Here is a 23,520-nt window from a genome sequence, read left to right on the forward strand (position 1 = left end):
CAAAAATGGCAAACACCTGGTGGGAACTAAATATTTTATGTGAGCCAGACTTAGAAGATTCGATCTTTTGGCGACTGGAAGATTTTGGCTGTCGTGGTACAGCTAGTGAAAATAAAGGAAACTCATCTTTAGTAAGAGCTTATCTGCCAACAATTCAAACGCAGCTACTAGATTTGGCAGCGCTGTCGCTATGGCTGCGTCAAGATGCCCTCTGTGTAGGAATTTCATCTCCTTCTTTGCAATGGCAGTTAATTGATGAGGAAGATTGGGCGACTAGCTGGAAACAATATTGGCATCCACAAGAAATAGGCGATCGCTTCCTAATTAACCCCGCTTGGCTACCATTACCAGAAACAACGGAACGGTTAGTAATTCGCCTCGATCCTGGTGTAGCATTTGGTACGGGCAACCATGCCACAACTCAGCTATGTTTGGAATCCCTGGAAATGCGGCTAAGTGGAGTTCCTCAGTCGTTTGTGGGTAATAGTGGCAAACATGAGCATCTGGTAATTGCGGATATTGGCTGTGGTTCTGGTATCCTTTCCATTGGGGCGCTGCTATTGGGAGCCGAGAAAGTCTATGCAGTAGATACTGACCCTTTGGCGGTGCAATCAACTATCAGTAATGGTGCGCTGAATGAGATTAGCCCAGAACGTTTACTACCTGCACAGGGAAGTGTAGACGTTTTGACAAAACTAATTGCAAGCCCAGTGGATGGTATTGTCTGCAATATTTTGGCTCATGTGATTATTGAATTGATTCCAGAAATGAGTGCGATCGCTAAACCTGAAACTTGGGCGATCTTCAGTGGAATTTTACTAGAACAATCTAAAGCGGTCGCTGACGCTTTAGAAGAAAATGGCTGGGTTGTTGCTACCCTGTGGAAACGCAAAGAATGGTGTTGTTTAAATGTACGGCGTTCTTAATTCGGTAGAAATTATCGCAATCCTAAATCATTCCTAAACAATTTGATCCCCAACTTCTTAAATAAGCCGGGGATCTTTCAGTAAGTGACATAATATATAGATTACCCACTATTGACTTTTGAAACTAGCGATGAAAGAACGGCTACAAATCCACAAAAAAGCTGACTCATCCGCTTATTCGTCAGAGCAAAGTCAGTTGCAATCGCATTTATTAACTACTCACTCTCAACTTGTCTCCAACAAGCCTATAGTACAGGCAAAGGTAGAAAATCAGAAATTTCGACAATATCAGTTTGAGGCAACAAAACTCCAAATACAAGCCAAGCATGGCACGATCACGCCAGAGGGACAAGAGCGACTCACTGTATTGCAAACAAAGATGAATGAGTCTTTGCAGCAAGGGAAGGAACACTCTTCGCAATTTGGTCATCACCTGAGCAAAATGGCGATCAAACGTGCTGATAGTGTGTCAATAGGAGAAATACAGCCAAAACTGACTATTGGTCAATCAGGAGATCGATATGAGCAAGAGGCGGATAGTGTTGCTACTTCTGTAGTCAACCAAATTAATCGATCTACTCTGCAAAACCAGGATGCACAGCAGACGACTTTACCAGCGAATAAGAACGAACAAGCAAAGTCTAAAGAAATATTAGCAGTAAATAACTCAGCAGATAAAAAACAAAAATTTTTACAAGAATATTCGCTAGCCAAAACACTAGTAAATGGTATAGATGACACATTACCACAAGATAAAATCCTGGAACAACTTTTCAAAAACTTTGTAAATATCCAATTTCAATACACAATGGTGAGCAAGAGTCCAGAAACACTCTTAAAAGGCTCTCCAGAAGGAGATTGTCAGACATTAGCCCGTGCTTTTAAAAAAGTTGCAGAAGAATATTTTGGCATTGAAAAAATAACAATTGAAAGTATCGCTAAACCTTTTTTGAGTGAAGCTGGGGCTACCCCATACCAAGGGAAAAAGCCTAATTGTGATGACGGGAAACGATGGTTTTTCCAAAACCATTATTGGGCTAGCTGGAATGGAAAAATTTATGATGTTTTATTCCTCAGCAATAAACGAACCGAAGCTGATATGGCAAAACAGGTGCAACCACTCACATCAATGTTGATGCCTGAACAAGAATACTATCAAACAGAAAAAGGAAAAATTGTATATCCAATTGTCAATAAGTATTCCACTGTAGAGGTTGCGATATTTGAAAAACTGAAAAACTTTGTTAATAATCTTGGTCGGTTTTTCTCCAATAGTATGGGTGCGATCATCAATAAAATTCGGTCTTTATTTGCCCAAAGTGGAAACAATACCAGTGGTTTTGATTCTCTAATGAGAGAACTTGAACACGACAAAAATAATAGTGCGATCGCAAACAAATAAAGTCAATCATTTTAAGACCTTGGTGGTATCGTTAAGTTAGTGCGATCGCTATTTTCGGTTTTAGAAACAACGGTAGGAAATGATGAAGAATCAAGATATCCAGAATCAATCCTCCAGTGTCCCCATGACTACTATTAACGAACAGCTCCTTGCTGCGATCAAAACCGCTCCAGAATCGATTTTAGAGCAAACCCTCGACTATCTCGAATACCTCAAAATTAGAAAAAATGCTTCTGGTATTAAACTAGCAGATGCCTCTATCCAAGATGGGGAAGCAATGCAGCGCCGCTCCAAAGCTAAAGATTTGCTGAAATTTGCTAGCAACTGGCAAGGCGATGACTTTGAAAAATGTCTCCAGTTTGTTTGCAACACGCGTTCCGATGGTGAATTCTGATGTATCTGCTTGGCTTTCACCACTGCCCTGAATTATCTTCCTGTTGCAACCCAATTAACTGTCGCCGCTTCCAAGCATAGTGAAGAATATTAATCCCTAATTCCTGAGCTGTACGAATGGTCAATCTGGGTAAACTCAAATCTCTATCCAGTCCCCAAGCAGTTGCTAAATCTCCAATTGATAAAATAATTCCTCCACCGATTAACAGTTTTATCTGCTGTTGATTAACCATTGGCAAGGCAGCAAATAAGAAAGGTTTTGTCCTTAAAGGATGACTCCGTTGCAATTCTTCTAAAGGTCTTAAAGGACTCTCTAACTGTTGTGCCAAGGCTTGAGTACTCTCAATTAAAGGATTAGCATTTGTTGGCGCATCAACTAAAAGTACACCACCTAAATTTAAGTAATTTCTGAGGGATTCAAATTCGAGACTATTTAAAGAAATTGCTTGTCCACCTGTGAGATAAAGGATGTCATAGTCTTGGATATTTTCTGCTAAAGAAACCTGACCTGGTTCATCAGCTCCTCGCAAACTTGGGTATAGGGGTTCTACTGCTTGTAATAAATATGAAAGGCTGAAAAAATTACGCGCACATTCGGGATCGTTATGAGTCGCCTGTGCCATACATACAAGTGCTTGAGGACGCATTTGTGCCTGACGACGATAACGCAAATCAATATTATTATATCCAGGAAAGAAAGCATCCGCAGGTTGGGTAATGTCAGTATGTCCTGGTTGCAGAAGTATTCGACATATTTCTATTTCTGAACTAGCTGGTGTAGAGTTTATTTGGTCAATTCGATAAGTTTCTTGAACAACATCTCTTTGCTGTCCGCGCCGCAATTCATCAGGGTCTACATAGCTAACTACTAAGTAGATCATGAGCGGTTCAGAACTTACTACTTCTAGATCAATGGGAAAATCATAAGAAGTTGGTACAACAATTAGATTACCTGCTAAATCAATTGCAATACCAGGTTGAATTTGTACCCAACGTCCATCTCGATATCTAGCTTCTACTTGGCTTGGGGCAGTCACATCTCGCACACCTAAACCGCAGACAATTCCTGGTTGGTTTAAACTTTGATATTGAGCATTTTGCCGATTACGGTGATATTCATGGGCCGTGCGCCAACGTTCCGCATTAATTAGTAAGCCGTCTGCGGCTTGCAAGCGTTCAAAGGATTTAATTGGTGGTGGTGGGAAAGGATGGGACATAGGAATTTTAGATTTTGGATTTTAGATTTTGGATTAAAAGTCTGTTTAATTTTACTTAATTACGAATTATTTAATTAGTGGGATTCTCGATGGATAATTCGTATGTACAAAAAGCAGGTTTTTCTTGTTCTATTATTCTTTGAATAAGTTCTTCGTTGATAATGCCACTAGAAATATTTGAGCGCAAACGTACTATAAAATGATATGGTTGTCCACCTGCTAAAACTGCATTTCCAAGTTGTGCGTCTCCTATAATGAAACTTGGGCCAAAAGGTTCTGTAATACTAATATGTTTATCAGCTTCATTTGGTAAATGTTCGTCTAGCGGTAAACCAGTATAAAGATGTAAATAGAGACGTAATCCTTTACGAGTTCCTCGCCAGCGATAAAGTTCTACGGCTCGGCGAATTAAACGCCGCTGTTGCTGGAGATCCCAAACAGAATCTACTTGCCAAGCAACCCAATGAGCCATAAAGGGTAGTAATGCTTGCGGTGCTGTCAAGGGATCGAGATTTGCCCACATGACGTTATAACTATCAACTATTGGTTGAAAAGCTTGCTCAAATATCTTCATGAAGCGACCAATAAAGTCCACTTCTCGATACAAAATTGGCAAGAATTTCATGTAGGCAGTGTAGGGACGGATGTATAAATCGAAATACTCGCTTCTTTCGATTTGTTCGTTGTCCGTGCCTGGGTCTATATGTAGGGTAATTAGGCTGCGAAAATTGAGTGTTAGTTTGTCTTTTTTTCCAGGGGAAATTGCCTCTTGGTCTTCAAAAAATGTGTCAGGAATTGAGAAGTAGAGAACAGCATCCATTTGTCCGCGAGGTGGTATCTCACTGCCTTCTGTACCAATCTGACACCACTGAGATGGAAAGTTCCCTTCAACGCTTAAGCTTACTCGCAAAGGACGTTGTTCTAAGTTTTGCACTTGCACAATCATCTCGCTGAGATGTCCAGGATGCAAGAGCAAACTACGTCCAGCTACATCGATGTTTTCTGCATTTGCAAATGCTAAACCTGCCACAGGTAAAGCTTCGGGAATTTGCATTGGCGTTAATTGAATGCTTACAGCTGGACTAGAGCGACTTTGAACCATAGGATTGTTGATTGTAAGGAGAATAACTACTGACAAATGACAAATGACAAATGACAAATTACGAATTACGAATGATTTGGATGTCGTGATTTGAACGCAGATTTGTATCAGCCCAGGAACATATCAAACCTTCTGATCCCGGATCAATCAATTGTTCTGGGGATGGTTGTCGTCTCCAATTTTCTCCTTGCTTGCGGATGGGAAACAGCAGAACGGGGCCTAAATGACGCACGCCTGGGGTTTGTTGGAGTAAGGCTACAATATCTGATGTATAAACTGGTCGCCCAAATGGCCAACCTTTACCGTCCATTCCTCCAGTTAAGGGATTTAAATATTTATACAACGATCGCCTTAAATTCCGGCGAACTTCCTCGCTGGCAAAAGGGTTGTTGTATGCTGGCTCTAAAGCAATTTCTGTCTGTACCGAAACACCTACGTAATTTGGTTCTTGTAACTCTACTTGTACCCCTAATAACCGTCTTTCATCTAAATAACTCAAAATTTGCTCTTGCAGGGCATTACTGAGGGCAAATTGTTCTGGTGTCATGCCATTGCCTTGGGCGATCGCATCTGTATTTGCATAAGGAACTACCAGCAAACTAACTATACCAGCTTGTCTCCGAGAATTTGCTGGCAAACAACGGACGCGGGCGATCGCACCATTCCCCGCCTGTTGAGTTAAAACTTCAAAATCTTCAGCAGTGACGGCGCGATCGCGTGTGCGGAGGATGCGGGGAGCCTTCATCACAGCCTGTTCTAGCGATTCGGCATCTGCACCATTGATTGCTGGTACACGATTGACCACACTAGCAATGTATGGATATGCAGACTTCAAAAACTGAATTGCCCCAGCTTGAACATTGCCTTCTCTACCACCGCCTGTACGATAAGAAACCATCCTAATCTCTGCACCACGGGGAGGAATCGCCCCATATTGATGTTCCGACTGGTTATTTTCCAGAACTTGTACAGATGTGTCATCTAGTGATGGTTGCTGGATTCGCCCTCGCACCTGTGTTTGTTGTTTAAGTTGGCTAGGTTCCCGAATCAGCGGCCCAAATTGGACTGTACCAGCGATCGAATCGATAGTGTAATGAAAGTTATGCGGACCAGAATCAGCAAAATCTCTCACCTCAGTCCACTTTTGAGGCAAACCACCAGCAGGAGTAACTAAAATATACTCATTTTCTTGGCGTTCTAAAATTGGTGCTGTTTGTAACTGGAAACTTTGACCGGGTGTACCATCACTAATTCCCAATCGCTCATCTTGAATCAGCGTACTATGGCTAGCCCTAACAGTACCGCCAATTGAACGCACTGCTAAACCAGTAATTCGTGGTGGACGATTGTAACCAGATTCATTGGTTTGTGTAGAAATAAAGCTACAGCGCAACCAGCGACCTCGGTAAGAGGTAAAATTAGCCACAGGCCAAATTTGAGGTAAATGCAGACGTACCTCTGCACCTTGCGAGGGATTTTCACCCTCTTGGGCGATTTCATAAAAACTGAAACCGCGAGTCTTATCATCTAATTCCTGCAATAAAACTGGCTGCCAATTTTCCCCATCCCAGGCTTCCCACCTCCGGGGTGGTTGATTGGGGTTAATCCCAGCAGGGGTAGCCGCAGCCCCTTGGAAAATAATTTCTAAAACATTAGCGTCTAAAGGATCGTCAGAATTAATTGCTAAATAAAAGCAGTTACCAGACTGGGGTTCCTCTTCAAAAATCGGTTGTTCATTACCTGTCCAGTAACCGTTAGATTGACGAGTCCATGAAGTTGTGACTCTTTCGCGCAGAGATTGGGGAATATCTTCGGTGGTTTGGGCAGTTAAGAAGTGTTGGATGCGGGGGTTGCCGATAATTAGAGGAGAATCTGTGCTGAAGGTAATCGCTTCTGTAGTTTCAGTGCGGATAGTTGAGGCTTCTAATCCTGCGGGAATCGTGTAGGCTTCAGGTAGTGCAGCGCTTAAATAAAAAGTTAATTCCGTGCGGGCTGGGGCGGGAGGCTGGAGACGGATACCCAGTAATTCTAGGAAAGCAACATAATTTTTTCGGGGTACTTGGTTGAATCTGAGCAACATCTGGTCAGTTAACCAAGCAAATAACTCAATTAGCGTAATTCCTGGGTCGCTGAGATTGTGGTCAGTCCATTCTGGACAGTAGCGAGGAATACGCATAATACATTCTTCCACCAAATCATCGAAGGCGCGATCGTCTAAGTTGGAAGAAGGTAATTTCGGTAAAAAATCAAAGTTCATACCAATTTAAAAAAAGAATGTGACAGATACAAGCCTAGAAACCCAGATGAAATTTAGCTTTCTTAATTTTGAATTTTGAATTTTGAATTGGTATCACTATTCTTCTCCAGCTGATACCAAATAATAAGGATAAACAAAACTATAAATATCGGGGCCGTCTTTGAGCCGATAATTGATGATGATGTCTACTCTGCCACGCATAGGGTCAGGATCGGTGACAACTTCATCGATAGTAATGCGTGGTTCCCAAACTTCTAAAGCTTCCAAAACATAAAGACGGATTCGCAGTAGGGTATCGCTATTCAAAGGTGCAAACGCCAGTTCCGACAAGCGCGAACCAAACGTCGGTCGATAAACCCGCTCACCTACACCCGTGCGGAGGATAATCCAAATAGATTCTTTAACTTTTTGATCTTCACGGCTAAGTTGTATGCCACCTTGCACACTTAAATGCAGTGGATAAGCCCAACCTGTTCCCAAATAGGCTCGTTGACGACCGTAAACCATATCTGGCACTTAGATAGATGTTACATGGATATCTTCAAAGATATCGACAGACAAGGTTTAAGCCTATTCTCCAAAGGTCGAGGTTAAGGAGGCGGGGGCAGAGGGAAAGAGGCTTTTCCGATTTTTGTACAAATGCGGTAATCATAAGTGATTAGCCGGACTTGATATCACTCACCTGAATTACAGCCGGCAGAAAGGCTGTGGACTCTGGTAGACGAACCAATTGCTAATCAATCTTTTGAGACACTCCATGATTTAGAGAATGTTTTATTTTATCGGTGTCAATCTTTACTTCAACAGCCAGATTTAATCCGTGGCTTAACGGCTTTTCATTGGTGGCTTCAAACTGGCGCTTAATCGTAAGTCATTACCCGGACATGATATGATTCGCTTTTTCGTTCGTTTTATGTTGGTCGCAATTCATCTCCCGGTACAACGAAGTTTACCGGGAGTCCTCTTGCTCCATTTAAGATAGATGAATCCAGTTGCGAGGTGGATGAACGGAGTTCTGAAGTGGATTCATCCAGTTCAAAGGTGGATGAACGGAGTTCTGAGGTGGATTCATCCATCCAGTTCAAAGGTCAAAGGTGGATGAAAGAGATTCTAACTCTCCCTGCCCCCTGCCCCCTGCCCCCTGCCCCCTGCCTCTCCAATCAGCCGCCAATCAAAACAGTGGGATTACCTTTGATAATTTTATTCGGCGGCCCTAATGCTTCTAAAACAGTGTCGCCCATCCGAGAGGCAGGCAGATTGTTAATCAGTACTGTCTGGCTACCGTCAATCACAACCCCAGGCCCGTGCGGAGGTAAAGGTAAAGGTGTGGCGCAATTATGAATATCAGCACCAGCAGCAGCAGCAGCGATCGCATTACCCATAGTAGCTGATGCTGTTGCCTTTGTAGTTTGTTCGGCGGCTAAGGCAGCAGGTGCCCCTGGTGTACCAGCCGCCGCTAGGGTAGCAGCCTCAGCCGCTTTGATAGCTATATCAGAAGATGTTTTGGCGGACTGCAAACCTGGTACTGCGGCGGCAAGTACGCCCCGCCACGCAGGTAAAGACCCAATCAACACATTGGGACTACCCGGCCCCCCTGTTAAGACTGGGGGTAAGGGGTGCGCCACATTGTCGGTAATTCTTGCTGCTGGTCTACCCATCACAACCTCCTATTGTGTTTATTACGAATTACGAATTAATTAAGGCGAATCAATGCACCTTTGACTGTAATCGTACCGTTGGCTGAAATGTCGATATTGCCAGCAGCATCTAATGACATATTACCTGTTGATTTCACTGAAACAGATTTAGCCATATCGTCCATTTTGATTCTATGACCGCCTTTGGTTTCAATCTCTATGCACCTTTGACTGTCATTAAGATATATTTTGTGACCGTATTCAGTTTCTACGCGAATACCTTTTTTACTACTTCCTTTATCTTCTTCGACAAACTGTAGAGTATGACCTACACGAGTTTTAATGGTACGTAATCTTACACCACTTGTAACTGAATCCCTTACCTTTTCCGGTGGTGCATCCTTACCATTCCATACTCCGCCAATAACGTAGGGACGGTGGATATCGCCATGCTCAAAACCTACTAAAACTTCATCGTTTACTTCTGGTAAACAGTCAAAACCTCTATTTGGGCCTGCTCCCACAGCTACAACTCTCGCCCAGTCACTTGTATGTTCTTCTGTGAGAGTGGGAAACTTAACCTTGACTCTACCCCATGCCTCTGGGTCTTTGTTATCAGTCACAATTCCTACTAATAAAGTCTCAGATGGCTGTAGACGTTTTTCTGGAGATAGAGTTGTGAATAAGCTCCCAGAACGCAGTCCCCGCACGCTGAAATAAGTTTCATAAACGCGCTGACTGAAGAAATGGCGTGTTTCTGTAACATAATACTTACCACTATAGCGATCGCCCATACCCTCAAGATTAATAACCCGTCCAGGACGAATCTCAGGATTCCCTTCTGCTTTGGCATCTGCATAAACAAATTCTCCTCCTAGTTCATCACACAAAGCCTGAGCCATAGTCTCTGCTTGTTTTTTGCTGGCAACAGGTTTATCTACAACAATCATTTTGGGAGATTTAAGATTAGAAAATGCATTACTAGTACTACTTCCTAGCTTATTACCTGTCTCAGTTATTTGCTTCTCTTTCTTGGCTGTTCCACTAATCAATTTTTTCTGGGTATAGTCCCAGGCGCGTACTTCTACAGAACTTATCTGTTCAGCACTGGTAACGCGGGTACTAAATTTATTAATATCAACTAGCCATTTTAGTGATAGAGCTTCCTGACTTTTTGGTTTGCAAAAATTTAGTTTTTCCTCTGTAATAAATAACTCAAAACCAATGCGAGCAGCCCTTTCTCGCAAAAATTCCATATTAGTTTGGTTTTCTTGGAAGACATACTTATGAACTTCACCAGTTGGTTCTATATTGCCAGGTCTTATACCTACTTCTTGAACTATTTTCTTGACTATACTACTATCAGTTTCATTTAAAAAAGAACGATTATAACGACCTCTGTGCAGACGATGAGAAATATCATAACCACGAACAATGATATCAGCTTCAGATTTTTCATTGAAGTGAACTTCCATCGCTGTGATTTCGCCTTCAATGAGGAATTCTCCTACCTCCTCTTGAAAATTATTATCTAGAGTAGTACTCGAAGTAAAACCCAACTTCACTTTTTTCCCAATTTTAAATAAAGGCTCATGTCGCCAAGCTTTGTTTTCTGTCCGGTCAGATGCAGGAATATAGCTGTTATGGATTACTAGCGTAAACATTGCTGGTAAATGAAGGCTTTCTTCGATTGTGATTTGCAACAAATCCTTCATTAATTCAGGAGAAGCTTGTTTTCCATCTATCTGTATTTTAGGTTCGCTTAAATAAAGGCTTTTTTTAGGAGGCATAACTATTCTTTGATAACTTATGAAATGTTCAGAGCAGCCTTTAATGACAAAGTAAATACTAATTTATCACTTTATTTTTTTACTTAATCAGTGTTTTACCCTTTTGATCTGTCTCACGAGCATCGCCTTTAGAAGCAGATTCACGTCCTCCAGGAAGGTTATTCTTATCTACTTCTTGCAAGGCTATATCTACTAGTGCCCTGACTGGTGTACCATCACTCAAAAACATATTTAAAGTGTAGGTTAAACTCGTGATTACACAATAAAAATACTCATTCCCCCACGTGAATATATAAACAGGTGGTCGTTTATCAGTTGCTTTACTAATAGTTTCTACACCTAGCTTGATTGTATCTATATATTTTTTCATCACCGATTCTTTCGTTTCATAAGTATCATAAACTAATTGTTTGAGTGTGAATTTGTAAGGTTCAACGCCAGAAAAGTTTACTTTTGGAAGTAGATTCGTTCCTCTATTACCATCTTTACTTTCCCACTTAACAGTTCGAGCGAAACTAATATCTGTAGGATTAAACATTAATTCAATATCTGGCGCTTCACCGTTATAAGCTACAAGTTTGGCTTTCTCAAGTTGCGGTTGACGTTTTTGAATAACAATAATTGCTGGACTTGCCATTTGAATATTCTCCTAAAATTATTAAATGATAATTTACCAAGGTAATCGACCTGAGTAACCGCCATGCCGTTCTCGCTCAATTTCTATTCGTTGCCGTAATCTGCTATAAACTTCACGAGCTAGAGCTTCAATATCAGCCGTATCATCTTTATCATCTTCTTGAGAAAATGAGGATGCACTCTCTATCGTCTCAGTTAACGGTGCTATTTCTCTAGATATGTCGGGTGGAGTAACTTCTCCACCATTAACAAAGCCTCTAGGTGAAGGAAGGTATTTAGCAAAAATTTGTGGCGATTCTGAAACATGAGAAAATTCATAATTTTGGCTATTAGATTCTCCATCATTAAAATTAAAGCTAGTGAATTCACGATCGTTTCCATTTAGTAAATCTTCCACATTTGACCATTGAGAAGGTGTGTTTGACCATTGGGAAGGTGTATGAGTCGTGGAATTTGCTTTTCGGAAAATCAGGGGAGGCGATGAGTATTGGGGTGAGGATTCACCTACATCAATTGTTTCATTGTGAAGGGTATGAATCTCTGGAGAATTGAGTATCGAAAGTCTCTGTTTACTAATATTCAACCCCAAGGAAGAAGGAATTAAAGAATTGGATATCTCTGGTGAATCAGTCTCAGCGCTTTTTAGTTGTAATGAAGTGTCTGGAAAAGAATCGACTTTAGTCGGAGTCTCTGGAGAAATTGTTGCTTCTGGTTCTGTGGGATTGGGTGTCTGTAAACTTGGAAGAATAATATCTTGCGGTGTTCCACCCGTGTTGATGTGATGTAGTAGGGGTAGATTCTTCTGTGCATCCCTAGTATTAATCACAAACTCTCCAGGTGTAAGCATTGCAGGTACTGTATCTGAGGGTGCTATCTGCTGGCGATTTTCAACGTGGGAGTCTGTAACATGACCACCAGTAGCATAACCTTTAGGTGCTGGCAAATTTTCTGCGATCGCATTTTGCTCAACTTGAGGTGGTCTGCTTACCTCATTTTGTGGAGAGGTTAGATTATCTGAGGTATCAACAAAGGTTGATATTTCAGGATTTGTTACCGCAGAGGTAAATTCTGATTCTACTATTTGTTCATTGTCAATAATTTTCCTGAAAATACTCACAGTTTCACTAATTTCTGATGATGTGGCGGTAATTATTGGTGTTTCAACAATCTCGGATGATATGGCGGAAAGTGGTGCAATCGCAGTTTCACCAATTTCAGGCGATGTAGCACTAACTACTGGTGTTTCAACAATCTCAGGTGATGTGGCGGTAATTATTGGTGTTTCAACAATCTCAGGTGATGTGGCGAAAAGTGGTGCGTTGGCGTAGCCCGTCGTAGACATCGCAGTTTCACCAATCTCTAATGATGTAGCGGTAATTATTGGTGTTTCAACAATCTCAGGTGATGTGGTGAAAAGTGGTGCGATCCCAGTTTCACCAATTTCAGATGATATGGTGCTAACTACTGGTGTTTCAACAATCTCAGGTGATATGGCGGTAAATGGTGCGATCGCAGTTTCACTAATCTCTGATGATGTAGAGATAATTGTTGGTGCTTCAACAATCTCAGGTGATATGGCAAAAAGTGGTGCGATAGAAGTTTCACCAATTTCAGATGATATGGCGCTAACTACTGGTGTTTCAACAATCTCAGGTGATGTGGCGAAAAGTGGTGCGATCGCAGTTTCACCAATTTCTGATGATCTGGCGGTAATTGTTGGTGTTTCAACAATCTCAGGCGATGTGGCGAAAAGTGGTGCGATCCCAGTTTCATAAATCTCAGGTGATGTACTAATTGTTGGTGTTTCAACAATCTCTGATGATGTGGCGAAAAGTGGTGCGATCCCAGTTTCATAAATCTCAGGTGATGTACTAATTGTTGGTGTTTCAACAATTTCAGGTGATGTGGTGGTAAGTGGTGCGATCGCAGTTTCACCAATTTCTGATGATCTGGCGGTAATTATTGGTGTTTCAACAATCTCAGGTGATGTGGTGGTAAGTGGTGCGATCGCAGTTTCACCAATCTCTGATGATGTACTAATTATTGGTGAAACACCAATTTCAGGTGATGTGGCGAAAAGTGGTGCGATCGCAGTTTCACCAATTTCTGATGATCTGGCGGTAATTATTGGTGTTTCAACAATCTCAGGTGATGTGGTGGTAAGTGGTGCGATCGCAGTTTCACCAATTTCTGATGATCTGGCGGTAATTATTGGTGTTTCAACAATCTCAGGTGATGTGGTGGTAAGTGGTGCGATCGCAGTTTCACCAATCTCTGATGATGTGGCGGTAATTATTGGTGTTTCAACAATCTCAGGTGATACTAAAATGGGCTGACTTTCTGTAAACTTGCTATTAGTACTCTCAAGATAGCTGTCACGTTGCAGTGAAGTGAGATTTGCTGAGACATCTGAGACATTAACCACCATAGCAGACTGTAACTCTGAAATTACTAACGTTTCATTATTATCAGAGTTTCTGAATAAACTAGGTGTGTCTTCAATATCAGCTGAGGTAGGTGTTAACTGAACAGGTATACTTGCTGGAGATTCAGAGGAAACACTGGAATCAATTTCTTGCTGTATTGCAATAGGATTTTTTGCGCCTAAAGACTCAGAATTAGGTACAGCAATATGCGCCCCTACAGTATTTTCATCATTTGCCAAAGGATAAAGTAAAGTAGGTGCATCATCAAGATTGGGAGAGGTAAGCGCTGAGGGCAAAGCTAGATAATTATCAACGACAGTATTATCCAGTTGCAATGTGGGTATTTCCAAATTAGCCCCAACAGACAGAGGCTCATCTGATGCTAACAATCTATCTTCACGAGCGTTAATAGTAACATTGCTTTGAGCAATATTACTAGCCACAGATGATTTGACTGCTTTTTTAGATTTGGATTTGGATTTTTTTTCAAGTGGCTTTTGAGATTTATTTATTTTTTTTGATTTAGATTTACCTTTACCTTTATCTTTATCTTTATCTTTAATATTTAGTTGTTGCCAAGTATCATCACTCGTTTTTTTATCAATCCGATTTGGCAGTATCTCTGGAATACTGTCATTTCCTAGTTCACTATTATTAACATGACTATTTTCGGGTAGAGCTATTGAATCCAAATAATCAGATTCCAGTAATGCCAAATCACTATTTATATCTTGATTATCCCAACTATCCCAACCTATTAATGGTTGTATCGATGGTTCATGTTCACGAGATAAGAAAAATTTAGACGATGTAACTAATGGTACTTGAGTTTGTCTGGGACTAATAAAATTACTTCGTGAATGCAGAAAATGAGACTGTTTTCTCAATACCATTCTATCAGGAGTGGATAAAGATGATATTACCCCAAGTGGATGAATATTGTTTCCTAATGGAGATTGAATAATTTGCATAGTTATCGTTGAAAAATAGCCAATTAGCTAGAAACGAAATATCCGCTTTTTTGATTCCGTTGTACAGAAGTGCCTCCTCCTGTAGCTCTTGCAACTTGTAAACCTTCATAAGCTAAAGTTAATTCTTCAATGGCAACTGCCTTACCATCTGCTTGGAGTGCAGGTGTTTTCCAAGTTATAGGAATAGCACCAATCAAAGTCCAACTCATCATTGTCTCACCAGCTTGATTGAAAATCAAAATATTGACATTGCGTCGAGATGTTTTCTTTTGTTCATCAAAAACTGCATTCATCCAGTTCCAAAAACCTGGATGGTCGGTAACTCCACGTTTAAGAGTTATGTCTGCAAATTCTGTATGACCTAAATAAATTCTTTGTTGGTCGTTGACACCACCTTCCTGAAAAACATTTTTCTTAATTTGAATACTTAATCCTGTACATTCAGCGAAAGAGGCAGCAATAGAACTATCTATCTCTACGTAGAAACGATTAGTAGTAACATAATTTAATTCATGAGTAATGTTGCCGTTATTAGCGCCTGTAGCCATCACAACCACCTTTGGGAATTATAATTACCTAGCCTTTCTCGTTGCGATCGCATATCTTCTAGCAAAAGTTTATACACCTGCTCTGTGAGTTGGTTCAGCAGCAGTGAATCATTGAGGTATTTGCTTGCTGTTTTAGCCGCAATCCTAGCATCAGAAGTCACTGAAACCCCGGCGTAGCCAGGAGTACCGCCAACATCTCCATCGAACGTGAAAAAAGTTTTTTGCTGATTTGAGTTCATAAATAAAAAACCTCTCCTAGAATCCAGGCTAAAGGTACTGCATCAGAATCAAAAGTAGCCAAAAGTCGAACTTGCCCTTTACCTGGATTCAGACTTTTGAACAATTGTGTTGTGAGTGCGATCGCCCATACTATAAAATTGGGTTCTTGAAAATTTAGACTTTCGACAAATTGTGTTACGAGTGCGATCGCAGTATTCTAGATGTTAGTAACAGTAAAATATTTATCTAGCTACTGCTTGGGCATCTGGAGAAGAAAATGAGAGAACACGTCAGTCGGCAGAAAAAAACTACTACAGGCTTCTCAATCCCATCCTTGAAACACCCGACACGCGGCTTTGGTTTGGAGTCGTCGGCAATTTCACGCCAAGCGGTTCCTGAAATACAACCACTCCATAAGCCAGTTACTCACGATATCAGTCGCATACCACTGCGTATCCAAACAAAACTCTCAATTAGCCAGCCTGGGGACATTTACGAACAGGAAGCTGATAGCGTCGCACAGCAGGTAATGCAAAGAATGGCGCAACCTGTAAATAGCCAGTCTATCCAACGAGAAGCATTGCCAGAGGATGAGGAAGAATTGCAAATGAAACCTCTGGACATTAGCACATTGCAACGAGAAGCATTGCCAGAGGATGAGGAAGAATTGCAAATGAAACCTCTGGACATTAGCACATTGCAACGAGAAGCATTGCCAGAGGATGAGGAAGAATTGCAAATGAAACCTCTGGACATTAGCACATTGCAACGAGAAGCATTGCCAGAGGATGAGGAAGAATTGCAAATGAAATCTCTCGACATTAGTACACTGCAACGAGAAGCATTGCCAGAGGATGAGGAAGAGTTGCAGATGAAATCTCTCGACATTAGCACACTGCAACGAGAAGAAGTGCCAGAGGATGAGGAAGAGTTGCAGATGAAGCCGATGGTGCAGCGTCAGGGTGAGGCTGGGATGGCTGCTGTACCTGACCTGGAAGTGTCCATTAACCAAGCAAGAGGTGGTGGACAGGCGATCGCAAACAATATCCGAGAACCGATGGAACAGGCGTTTGGCGCAGATTTCAGTGGGGTGAAGGTTCACACGGATCGTCAATCTGACCAGTTGAATCGCTCAATTCAGGCGCGTGCTTTCACGACGGGACAAGATGTTTTCTTTCGGCAGGGAGAATATAATCCTGGGAGTCGGGGTGGACAGGAGTTGTTGGCGCATGAGTTGACCCATGTTGTGCAGCAGAATGGGGGAGCGGTGTTGCGTGCACAACCCACTAAACAGCCCCCAGTAAGTAACGCACGTGAACTTGCCCCTAAGTCCATCTTGAACTCGACTACATCGCTTATGCAACCTGCAATCCAGCGACTCGATGCGGAGACGGGAAGACGGCAGTACACATTTAGTGCTAGGGCAACAGCACACGGCTATACACAAGACCAACTGAGGACTATCTGTGAACACCGCCTCAATGAGATTCAACTGGGGCAAGGCCAGAGTATTTTATTAGGGCAAGGGTTTGAGCAAAGTAATCAGCTTTATGGTCAACTGAAGTATAACTGTGAGCTTCAGAATGAAACATATCATATTCATATATTTCACGCCCACGGTGCTGAGAGCCAGCCGCAAAGAATGGGTTAGTGCAATCGCCCGATCTTGTAGCGACAGTCTTAAAAGTCAAGTGATCGCCCGATCTTGTAGGGTGCGTTAGCGGTAGTGCAATGCCTGCGGCGGGCGTAGCCATCGCGTTCTTGTCGCTTGGGTTGAGGAACGAAACCTAACAAATCACCGTTATAATATTGCAAAGATTGATCGCTCAACCTATGCAATACGAAGCCCTTTATGAAAATGGTCAAATAACGTGGTTAACCGAAAAACCCCCTCTTAAGTCCGCTCGAATTATGATCTCAATTCTAGAAGAGATCCCACCCCAACCCCAAAAACGCCGTCAACCTTCACCCTTAATTGCTGGTAAGGGAAAAACATTAGGAGACTTGGTAAATCCCCTTGTTAATGACCAAGATTGGGAATGTCTGAAATAATTATTCTAGATACTCATATCTGGATTTGGTATATTAATCGAGAATTAGATCAATTTCCTTGTTCTTGGTTAGAAATAATAGCAACAGCCAATCAGGTTGGAATTTCGCCAGTATCCTGTTATGAAGTAGCTTTAGCCCAACAAAGAGGACGTTTATTATTACCAAGTCCGGTGAATCAATGGTTTCAGGAAGCCTTATCACCTTCAGGAATATCGCTTTTACCCTTGACTCCGGCGATCGCGTCAAGTGCTGTTAATTTATCACCCATTCATCGAGATCCTTTTGACAGAATTATTATCGCCACAGCCATTGAATATCAAGCGAAATTAGCCAGCATTGATGGGTTTTTCCGTCAATACCCAGAATTAGCAACTTTGTTAATGATTTAGGATGGGTAGTGTGATCTCTAAGAGATCCGCAAAGTGCGATCGCCCGATACTATAGAATCGGGTTCCTGAAAATTTAGACTTTCGATAAATTGTGTTGGAAATGCGATCGCTGTATCCTAATTAATGTGAATCTATCTCTAATTCGATGAAAGAATTGGCAAGTTTTGCTTATCTTTTAGTGACGAGCAATATTTTTGCTGCGATTCCAATGAGAGTTTCTGAATTATAAAGCCTCAGATTCTGATTTTATTAACATTTGCTGTTTAGGGACTTCCAGCGAAAAAAACATCCTATCGTAGGGGTTTACATTTGTGCATTGGTGTCAACTTAAGGACAAATGTACAAATAATTTGGGATAATTTATTTTTTGGAATCCCCTTATATTCTTGCTGGTACTCCGATTAATGATGTTCACGAAGCCGATCGCTGCTGGTCAATTTGCAATGGAATATTTTCTAGCACGAGTTGCCAAAAATGTTTGATGGGGGGAATTTGCAGACGGTCTTGAGTTGTTACCATAACTACCCGCCGAGTTAAACTGGAACCATCTGCTAAACCACTTGTATTATTACTGGCTAAAGAACGAATCGCCAGGGTAGGGTCAAGACGAGCTTCCAGTAATGCTGATTGAGGTAGCAAAGCTATCAATTTCCCTTGGCGCACGACTCCCCGGAAGGCATCTAAGGTATTTACCTCTAAAGCCGACTGGAGTGTAGTTTCCATCCGCTCAAATCTATCTTGTATTAAGCGTTGCATCCCATAACCATCTTTAAAAACCACTTGGGGATAACGAATTAGCTCCGACCAAGGGACGAATTCATATTGTGCCAGTGGATGATTGACTGCGGTTAAAACTTCTATAGGTTCTTCATAAAGTACTTCTACCACCATTTCTCTACTAGTGGTTAAAAAGCGATTATTCATCACAATTGCTAAATCTACCAATCCATCTTTGAGGACTTTCAGGGCGCGATCGCTTCCCAATGAAGTCACCCGCAATTGCACATCTGGATAATCATGACAAAATTTTTCCAACACTGGTGGTAAGTAAGATCCACATAGGGAGTGAATCACGGCAATGCAAAGTTCTGGTTGCTTTCCGGCGATTAAATCGGCTAATTCTTCTGTAGCAGTCTGCCACTCTTGACAAATTTTGCGGACGCGGGGTAACAAACGTTCACCTGCTAGCGTCAGTTTGGCATGAGTGCATCTGTGAAACAGTTCTATCCCCAAATCTGCTTCTAATGCTTGGATTTGGCGACTAATCGTCGATTGGGTAACACCAGATGTTCGCGCTGCTTGTTGAAAGCTGCCGGTTTGGGCGATCGCTAGAAAGGCTTGCAACTGCTCTAGGCGCATTTTTATGTAGCCTGAATTACATTTATCAGTTTTATAAAGTTAACGGATTTTTATCCACAATTTAGTAGAGTTTGTTACAGGTTTTTTCTCTGATTTACATTTAAGTAAATCAGATTTTACCGCCTTTGTCGTCAATGATGCGCTTTGCACCGATTTTTTCGGTAAATTTCGCCAAAAAAATAATTGACTATTTTCTGCTGAAATATATGAATTTTTAGATAATATTTTTAACGGTATCGCTCTGAGGCGCTTTCCTATGATTACAGAAACTGATAGTTCAGCCTTAGCGAACTATCAGTGTTTCACTTCATCATTATGCGACAGATTATATAGCGGTTTCTAATCGACATGAAGTAATCATTTGAACCTCGTATCATACTAGGAATATATTTACCAGAGAAAGTGCGGCTGATGGTAACGTTTACAAGCTTTCCAGCAATATCTTGAGACTTGTGAAACTTCACCTATCCTAGTTTTGAAAGCTTTAAACGATTCTCAATTACCTGAATATTACCGTTGGTCAGGTTGGTTTTGTACAACTTACGGATACAGCTGCGATCGCGTCAGATTTGCAAAAGACATAAAGGGCACAAACTACATCTGTGCCCTCCTAGAGTGTGGTGAATACTATTTTCTGGAGCGAGAACCTGCTACTTCATCAGGATCGCTATAAGCGCGGACTTTTTCGCGATTACGTAGTCCTGCTAAACCAGCTAGACCAAGCAAACCTAGCCAACCCCAATCGAAACCGCGATCGCTAGTTCTTTCGGAAGTTGTGACGCCTGTATTTCTGTTAGTACCTGTGGCATCAGTGCCTGTGCCTGTGGAATCAGTGCCTGTTGTGCCAGTGCCTGTTGTTCCAGTACCTGTTGTGGAATCAGTACCTGTTGTGCCAGTGCCTGTTGTTCCAGTACCTGTTGTGGAATCAGTGCCTGTTGTACCACCACCGCCTGTGGTTCCAGTACCTGTTGTGGAATCAGTACCTGTTGTACCACCACCGCCTGTGGTTCCAGTACCTGTTGTGCCAGTGCCCATTGTTCCAGTACCTGTTGTGCCAGTGCCCGTTGTTCCAGTACCTGTTGTTCCAGTACCTGTTGTTCCAGTGCCCGTTGTTCCAGTGCCCGTTGTTCCAGTACCTGTTGTTCCAGTGCCCGTTGTTCCAGTGCTTGTTGTTCCAGTGCCCGTTGTGCCAGTACCTGTTGTGCCAGCGCCCATTGTTCCAGTTCCAGTGCCCGTTGTGCCTGTAGCTCCAGCACCTGTACCTGAGCCAGTGCTACCACTAGAGCTTCCGCTGCCGGAGCTTCCGCTACCCGATCCTCCACTTTGGGCGGAAACTGAAGGAGGTAAAGATAGAGAAGCGAAACTGATGGCAAATACAGTAGCTAAAACGGCTTTAGATAAATCGAAAGGCTTCATACTTATGGTTCCTTTTATTTTCTAGATTTGTATGGTTGATTGATTTACAAAAGCAATATTGTCTCTTCAATCCACTGGTAAATTAGGTAAATTATGACAAGACAGATTGAAGAGTGTTTTACTTAGCTTCTTCTGGAAAAGTTGAAAGTATTTGAAAATACCACAACAACTTACTATTCGTCACATTAAGCAAAATAACTCATAATCAGTAATTACTACTTCAGGATTAGGAACTCACGAACCAAGTCGCTTGTTCAATATAGAAACTAAATATTATTACATTTATTTCTATCCATCCTATTTTTATTTAATTACTTATTGTGAATCATTTTGTTACTGCTAGATAGCATAATTGTTAGTTTTTCGTCAGACTTCTACCATAAGAGTAAAACCACTTATATCGCAGGAATTAATTTGGCATTGAAGTTAGGTTAGTCTATAAGTGTGAGAAAATTCAACGTTCTAGAATTTGTAATTAGATAAACCGACTTATCTAAGAAGCACAAGCGATCGCTAAGTTAAGCAGGATTTTCACTTGAATGAATATAATTACTTTATTGACATCAGCTTTTAGTTTATTTGGGTAAAAATGAACTAAAAACTCTAAACACCCAGATGCTGCTAGCGGTTTAAACTGTATTAAGAATACTTCACAATATTATTTCACCTGAGAACTTATAACTTCATACTCCAGGTGTGTCTTACTTTAGACTTAAGGAATACTTTTGTGGCTTCGCTCGGCACAAGTCGCTCAGTATAAGTCAGGGCAAGTCGCTCAGTACAAGAAGCTCTGTTACCACGCTAACGAGACGCTACGCGATTAAAAGTTGACACTGAAATTTACCATTCGGCTAAAGCGATCGCTATTCCTTGTTTTAAATCTGGTGTGATTGCATCATTATTTGCTAACTGCTGCAATTGTTGATGTGTGGCTTCCTCATTCAGATTTTTCAGTGCTGCGATCACATGTAGTCTCACCGATGCATTAGAATCGCCTAACAGCGAAATCAATGGTTCAATTGCCTGCATTTCGCCTAACTGTCCTAAAGATAAGGCGATCGCACTTTTGATGCTGACAATTTCTGTGGCTGGATGTTGCGTTAGCGTTCGCGGAGCGTCTTGTGGAAAAGCTCGCCGTTCGCGTAGCGTTCCGCAGGAAAGGCATCGCAGTATTTGCAGTAAGATTTCTGCCGCTGGTTTAGTTAACTGGGGTTTTTGCACTCTTCCCAAAACTGTGATAATTTCTTGCCACACTGTTTCTGATGTACTTTGATTCAGTGCTGTTTGCAAATATTCCAAACTAGATAACGTCTCTACCCAACTTAAAGCGCGGATGGTTTCTAATTGCAGCGTTGTTGGTGTCTGCGGTGAAATCAGCAAATCAAATAAGTATTTGGCAGCGTCATCACTACCAATCCGAGAAAGGGTAACTGCGGCTGCACAACAAACATCAAGGTTAAAGTCGTAAAGTTTAGGTTGCAGTCTCGTTATTAAATCTAATGCTTGGTGTAAGTCGGGGCGAAAACCTAAACCAAGCACTGCTGCACGCCTCACAGTGGCGGCTGTATCATCCAAAGCTTTTAACAATACTGGCGGTACACGTTCATCATGAAAACTGCTGAGAGCTTCAATTGCGGCGGCGCGGATTGCTGCTTGTGGATCTTGCACTACACTTAACAGCGGCGTGATGGTTTCTGGTTGCCGAATACAACAAAGCGATCGCACTGCTAACAATCGTGTATTTTCATCTAATAGAAGTTCAGTTAGTGAAGCAATAGCAACAGTACCCATTTGTCCCAGTGCTGTAGCTGCGATCGCTTTGAGTTCTTCATCCTCATCATTTTTCAATAATTCAACTATTGACGCGATCGCTTCTGGGTGTTGAAATTCGCCCAAAGTCCTTGCTGCATACCAGCGCAATTCTTCTTCTGCATCTTCATCTTCTAATATTTCAATTAGAGGTGGGATGGCAATATTTCCCAAGTGAGTCAACACTTTGGTAATTTCCCAGCGTTGTTGAAAATCCCCCGTCTCTAACATGGAAAGTGTTAATTTCAGAAGATATTCTCGATTTTTAACTATCTCTGGATCTTCCGAGTCTGTCCCTAAAATTAACTGTTGCAAATATTGAATTAGTGATGACCAATCAGCTGCATAATATGCTGCCTCGGCTTGCACCAAAAGCTGTTTGATGTTACTCACAATATCTTGCTTTAATTATCATTTTCTACCTTCTGCCCCCTGCCCCCTGCCTCCACTAAGTTGGTTTGACTACAACCGAATTACCCTCAATCTTGGCGGCGTAAGTTTTCAGGGGGTTTGTCGCTGGGCCTTTTTGCACTTTACCATCGGCCCCATATTCTGAACCATGACAGGGACAAGCGAATTTTTTTGCATCAGCTTTCCATTCTACAGTGCAACCTGCATGAGTACACGTAGGGTCAACAGCAGTTAGATTTCCGGCTTTAGATGTGCCGACTACCAACACAGTTCCAGCTGGTGAGTTTTTTGCCAGCAATTGACCTGTTTTATCTAAATCTGCTGATGTACCTACTGTTTGCCAATCTTTAGATGCTGGAGTTGTTTGAGAAGAACAAGCTGCGATCGCTACAGGTAGAGAAGTCGCAATCCAGCCCAAACCTACCCAATTAATAAAATCACGACGTTTCATAGCTACTGAAATAATATCTAAGTTTTAGCTAACATCTGCCATTCAATTTTGGATTTTAGATTAATAGACCTTTTGCATCAATCACAAATAAGAACCCCACCTCGCCAAA

20 protein-coding genes and 2 pseudogenes are annotated in these 23,520 nt (G+C 41.7%); 7 read left to right on the forward strand and 15 right to left on the reverse strand.

Annotated elements, in window-relative coordinates; genetic code table 11:
* Nucleotides 1-5 precede the first annotated feature (5 nt).
* From prmA to HWQ40_RS10855, 3 genes are all read left to right on the forward strand, one after another.
* Nucleotides 6-926, forward strand: coding sequence for a 50S ribosomal protein L11 methyltransferase (prmA, locus tag HWQ40_RS10845; RefSeq protein WP_292777582.1), 921 nt, complete (start codon nucleotides 6-8; stop codon nucleotides 924-926).
* Between the two features lie 130 nt (nucleotides 927-1,056).
* On the forward strand, nucleotides 1,057-2,328 hold the full coding sequence (locus HWQ40_RS10850; protein WP_292777584.1) for a hypothetical protein: 1,272 nt from the start codon (nucleotides 1,057-1,059) through the stop codon (nucleotides 2,326-2,328).
* 79 nt (nucleotides 2,329-2,407) lie between these two features.
* A complete protein-coding gene (locus HWQ40_RS10855; protein WP_366933954.1) occupies nucleotides 2,408-2,722 on the forward strand; it encodes a hypothetical protein in 315 nt (104 codons plus the stop codon).
* Nucleotides 2,723-2,738: 16 nt separating this feature from the next.
* On the opposite strand, the gene HWQ40_RS10860 is transcribed toward HWQ40_RS10855, so the two are convergent.
* From HWQ40_RS10860 to HWQ40_RS10875, 4 genes are all read right to left on the reverse strand, one after another.
* A complete protein-coding gene (locus HWQ40_RS10860; protein ID WP_292777587.1) occupies nucleotides 2,739-3,938 on the reverse strand; it encodes a DUF4159 domain-containing protein in 1,200 nt (399 codons plus the stop codon).
* A gap of 70 nt (nucleotides 3,939-4,008) precedes the next feature.
* Nucleotides 4,009-5,040: a phage tail protein gene (locus HWQ40_RS10865; RefSeq protein WP_292777589.1), complete on the reverse strand. Its 1,032-nt coding sequence runs from the start codon at nucleotides 5,038-5,040 to the stop codon at nucleotides 4,009-4,011.
* Nucleotides 5,041-5,098: 58 nt separating this feature from the next.
* Nucleotides 5,099-7,297 carry a putative baseplate assembly protein gene (locus HWQ40_RS10870; RefSeq protein ID WP_292777592.1) on the reverse strand — a complete coding sequence of 733 codons (2,199 nt, stop codon included), beginning with the start codon at nucleotides 7,295-7,297 and terminating at the stop codon, nucleotides 5,099-5,101.
* A 96-nt stretch (nucleotides 7,298-7,393) separates the two neighbouring features.
* Complete coding sequence (locus HWQ40_RS10875) at nucleotides 7,394-7,804, reverse strand: GPW/gp25 family protein (RefSeq protein WP_292777594.1); 411 nt, start codon at nucleotides 7,802-7,804, stop codon at nucleotides 7,394-7,396.
* 168 nt (nucleotides 7,805-7,972) lie between these two features.
* Here HWQ40_RS10875 and HWQ40_RS10880 point away from each other — a divergent pair.
* Nucleotides 7,973-8,161: pseudogene (locus tag HWQ40_RS10880) on the forward strand (IS630 family transposase); the annotation flags it as partial.
* Between the two features lie 47 nt (nucleotides 8,162-8,208).
* On the opposite strand, the gene HWQ40_RS10885 reads toward HWQ40_RS10880, so the two are convergent.
* The 7 genes from HWQ40_RS10885 to HWQ40_RS10915 form a co-directional block, all read right to left on the reverse strand.
* The gene (locus HWQ40_RS10885) at nucleotides 8,209-8,373 is read right to left on the reverse strand and encodes a hypothetical protein (protein ID WP_292777596.1); all 165 of its coding nucleotides are present in this window, start codon (nucleotides 8,371-8,373) and stop codon (nucleotides 8,209-8,211) included.
* 84 nt (nucleotides 8,374-8,457) lie between these two features.
* The gene (locus HWQ40_RS10890; protein ID WP_292777598.1) at nucleotides 8,458-8,955 is read right to left on the reverse strand and encodes a PAAR domain-containing protein; all 498 of its coding nucleotides are present in this window, start codon (nucleotides 8,953-8,955) and stop codon (nucleotides 8,458-8,460) included.
* Nucleotides 8,956-8,990: 35 nt separating this feature from the next.
* Nucleotides 8,991-10,724: a VgrG-related protein gene (locus HWQ40_RS10895; protein WP_292777601.1), complete on the reverse strand. Its 1,734-nt coding sequence runs from the start codon at nucleotides 10,722-10,724 to the stop codon at nucleotides 8,991-8,993.
* A 79-nt stretch (nucleotides 10,725-10,803) separates the two neighbouring features.
* Nucleotides 10,804-11,361, reverse strand: coding sequence for a hypothetical protein (locus tag HWQ40_RS10900; protein WP_292777603.1), 558 nt, complete (start codon nucleotides 11,359-11,361; stop codon nucleotides 10,804-10,806).
* Between the two features lie 33 nt (nucleotides 11,362-11,394).
* Nucleotides 11,395-14,757, reverse strand: coding sequence for a hypothetical protein (locus tag HWQ40_RS10905; RefSeq protein ID WP_292777605.1), 3,363 nt, complete (start codon nucleotides 14,755-14,757; stop codon nucleotides 11,395-11,397).
* A gap of 23 nt (nucleotides 14,758-14,780) precedes the next feature.
* Complete coding sequence (locus HWQ40_RS10910; protein WP_292777608.1) at nucleotides 14,781-15,305, reverse strand: phage tail protein; 525 nt, start codon at nucleotides 15,303-15,305, stop codon at nucleotides 14,781-14,783.
* On the reverse strand, nucleotides 15,305-15,544 hold the full coding sequence (locus HWQ40_RS10915) for a hypothetical protein (RefSeq protein WP_292777609.1): 240 nt from the start codon (nucleotides 15,542-15,544) through the stop codon (nucleotides 15,305-15,307). The genes HWQ40_RS10910 and HWQ40_RS10915 overlap by 1 nt, the downstream gene beginning before the upstream one ends.
* 257 nt (nucleotides 15,545-15,801) lie before the next feature.
* Here HWQ40_RS10915 and HWQ40_RS10920 point away from each other — a divergent pair, with 257 nt between their 5' ends.
* From HWQ40_RS10920 to HWQ40_RS10930, 3 genes are all read left to right on the forward strand, one after another.
* The gene (locus HWQ40_RS10920) at nucleotides 15,802-17,175 is read left to right on the forward strand and encodes a DUF4157 domain-containing protein (RefSeq protein ID WP_292777611.1); all 1,374 of its coding nucleotides are present in this window, start codon (nucleotides 15,802-15,804) and stop codon (nucleotides 17,173-17,175) included.
* A gap of 260 nt (nucleotides 17,176-17,435) precedes the next feature.
* A complete protein-coding gene (locus tag HWQ40_RS10925; RefSeq protein ID WP_292777613.1) occupies nucleotides 17,436-17,576 on the forward strand; it encodes a hypothetical protein in 141 nt (46 codons plus the stop codon).
* A complete protein-coding gene (locus HWQ40_RS10930) occupies nucleotides 17,564-17,965 on the forward strand; it encodes a PIN domain-containing protein (RefSeq protein WP_292777615.1) in 402 nt (133 codons plus the stop codon). Before HWQ40_RS10925 ends, HWQ40_RS10930 begins: the two co-directional genes overlap by 13 nt.
* A 411-nt stretch (nucleotides 17,966-18,376) precedes the next feature.
* On the opposite strand, the gene HWQ40_RS10935 is transcribed toward HWQ40_RS10930, so the two are convergent.
* The 4 genes and pseudogenes from HWQ40_RS10935 to HWQ40_RS10950 all read right to left on the reverse strand — a co-directional run bounded on the left by HWQ40_RS10935 (nucleotide 18,377) and on the right by HWQ40_RS10950 (nucleotide 23,411).
* Nucleotides 18,377-19,324, reverse strand: a complete 948-nt coding sequence (locus HWQ40_RS10935; protein ID WP_292777617.1) for a LysR family transcriptional regulator — start codon at nucleotides 19,322-19,324, stop codon at nucleotides 18,377-18,379.
* Between the two features lie 627 nt (nucleotides 19,325-19,951).
* Nucleotides 19,952-20,080, reverse strand: a pseudogene (locus tag HWQ40_RS10940) (WGxxGxxG family protein); the annotation flags it as partial.
* Between the two features lie 1,500 nt (nucleotides 20,081-21,580).
* Nucleotides 21,581-22,945, reverse strand: coding sequence for a HEAT repeat domain-containing protein (locus tag HWQ40_RS10945; protein WP_292778016.1), 1,365 nt, complete (start codon nucleotides 22,943-22,945; stop codon nucleotides 21,581-21,583).
* A 52-nt stretch (nucleotides 22,946-22,997) separates the two neighbouring features.
* On the reverse strand, nucleotides 22,998-23,411 hold the full coding sequence (locus HWQ40_RS10950) for a ubiquinol-cytochrome c reductase iron-sulfur subunit (protein WP_292777619.1): 414 nt from the start codon (nucleotides 23,409-23,411) through the stop codon (nucleotides 22,998-23,000).
* Between the last annotated feature and the right edge of the window lie 109 nt (nucleotides 23,412-23,520).

The sequence above is a fragment of the Nostoc sp. NMS9 genome, assembly GCF_017114995.1.
Lineage (GTDB): Bacteria > Cyanobacteriota > Cyanobacteriia > Cyanobacteriales > Nostocaceae > Nostoc.

Coding starts and splice junctions, on each gene's coding strand:
- HWQ40_RS10930 (WP_292777615.1), top strand. CDS start 17,564: ATGTCTGAAATAATTATTCTAGATACTCATATCTGGATTTGGTATATT.
- HWQ40_RS10905 (WP_292777605.1), bottom strand. CDS start 14,757: ATGCAAATTATTCAATCTCCATTAGGAAACAATATTCATCCACTTGGG.
- HWQ40_RS10925 (WP_292777613.1), top strand. CDS start 17,436: ATGATCTCAATTCTAGAAGAGATCCCACCCCAACCCCAAAAACGCCGT.
- HWQ40_RS10910 (WP_292777608.1), bottom strand. CDS start 15,305: ATGGCTACAGGCGCTAATAACGGCAACATTACTCATGAATTAAATTAT.
- HWQ40_RS10865 (WP_292777589.1), bottom strand. CDS start 5,040: ATGGTTCAAAGTCGCTCTAGTCCAGCTGTAAGCATTCAATTAACGCCA.
- HWQ40_RS10885 (WP_292777596.1), bottom strand. CDS start 8,373: ATGGATGAATCCACCTCAGAACTCCGTTCATCCACCTTTGAACTGGAT.
- HWQ40_RS10895 (WP_292777601.1), bottom strand. CDS start 10,724: ATGCCTCCTAAAAAAAGCCTTTATTTAAGCGAACCTAAAATACAGATA.
- HWQ40_RS10950 (WP_292777619.1), bottom strand. CDS start 23,411: ATGAAACGTCGTGATTTTATTAATTGGGTAGGTTTGGGCTGGATTGCG.
- prmA (WP_292777582.1), top strand. CDS start 6: ATGGCAAACACCTGGTGGGAACTAAATATTTTATGTGAGCCAGACTTA.
- HWQ40_RS10860 (WP_292777587.1), bottom strand. CDS start 3,938: ATGTCCCATCCTTTCCCACCACCACCAATTAAATCCTTTGAACGCTTG.
- HWQ40_RS10850 (WP_292777584.1), top strand. CDS start 1,057: ATGAAAGAACGGCTACAAATCCACAAAAAAGCTGACTCATCCGCTTAT.
- HWQ40_RS10920 (WP_292777611.1), top strand. CDS start 15,802: ATGAGAGAACACGTCAGTCGGCAGAAAAAAACTACTACAGGCTTCTCA.
- HWQ40_RS10875 (WP_292777594.1), bottom strand. CDS start 7,804: ATGGTTTACGGTCGTCAACGAGCCTATTTGGGAACAGGTTGGGCTTAT.
- HWQ40_RS10935 (WP_292777617.1), bottom strand. CDS start 19,324: ATGCGCCTAGAGCAGTTGCAAGCCTTTCTAGCGATCGCCCAAACCGGC.
- HWQ40_RS10915 (WP_292777609.1), bottom strand. CDS start 15,544: ATGAACTCAAATCAGCAAAAAACTTTTTTCACGTTCGATGGAGATGTT.
- HWQ40_RS10900 (WP_292777603.1), bottom strand. CDS start 11,361: ATGGCAAGTCCAGCAATTATTGTTATTCAAAAACGTCAACCGCAACTT.
- HWQ40_RS10855 (WP_366933954.1), top strand. CDS start 2,408: ATGATGAAGAATCAAGATATCCAGAATCAATCCTCCAGTGTCCCCATG.
- HWQ40_RS10870 (WP_292777592.1), bottom strand. CDS start 7,297: ATGAACTTTGATTTTTTACCGAAATTACCTTCTTCCAACTTAGACGAT.
- HWQ40_RS10890 (WP_292777598.1), bottom strand. CDS start 8,955: ATGGGTAGACCAGCAGCAAGAATTACCGACAATGTGGCGCACCCCTTA.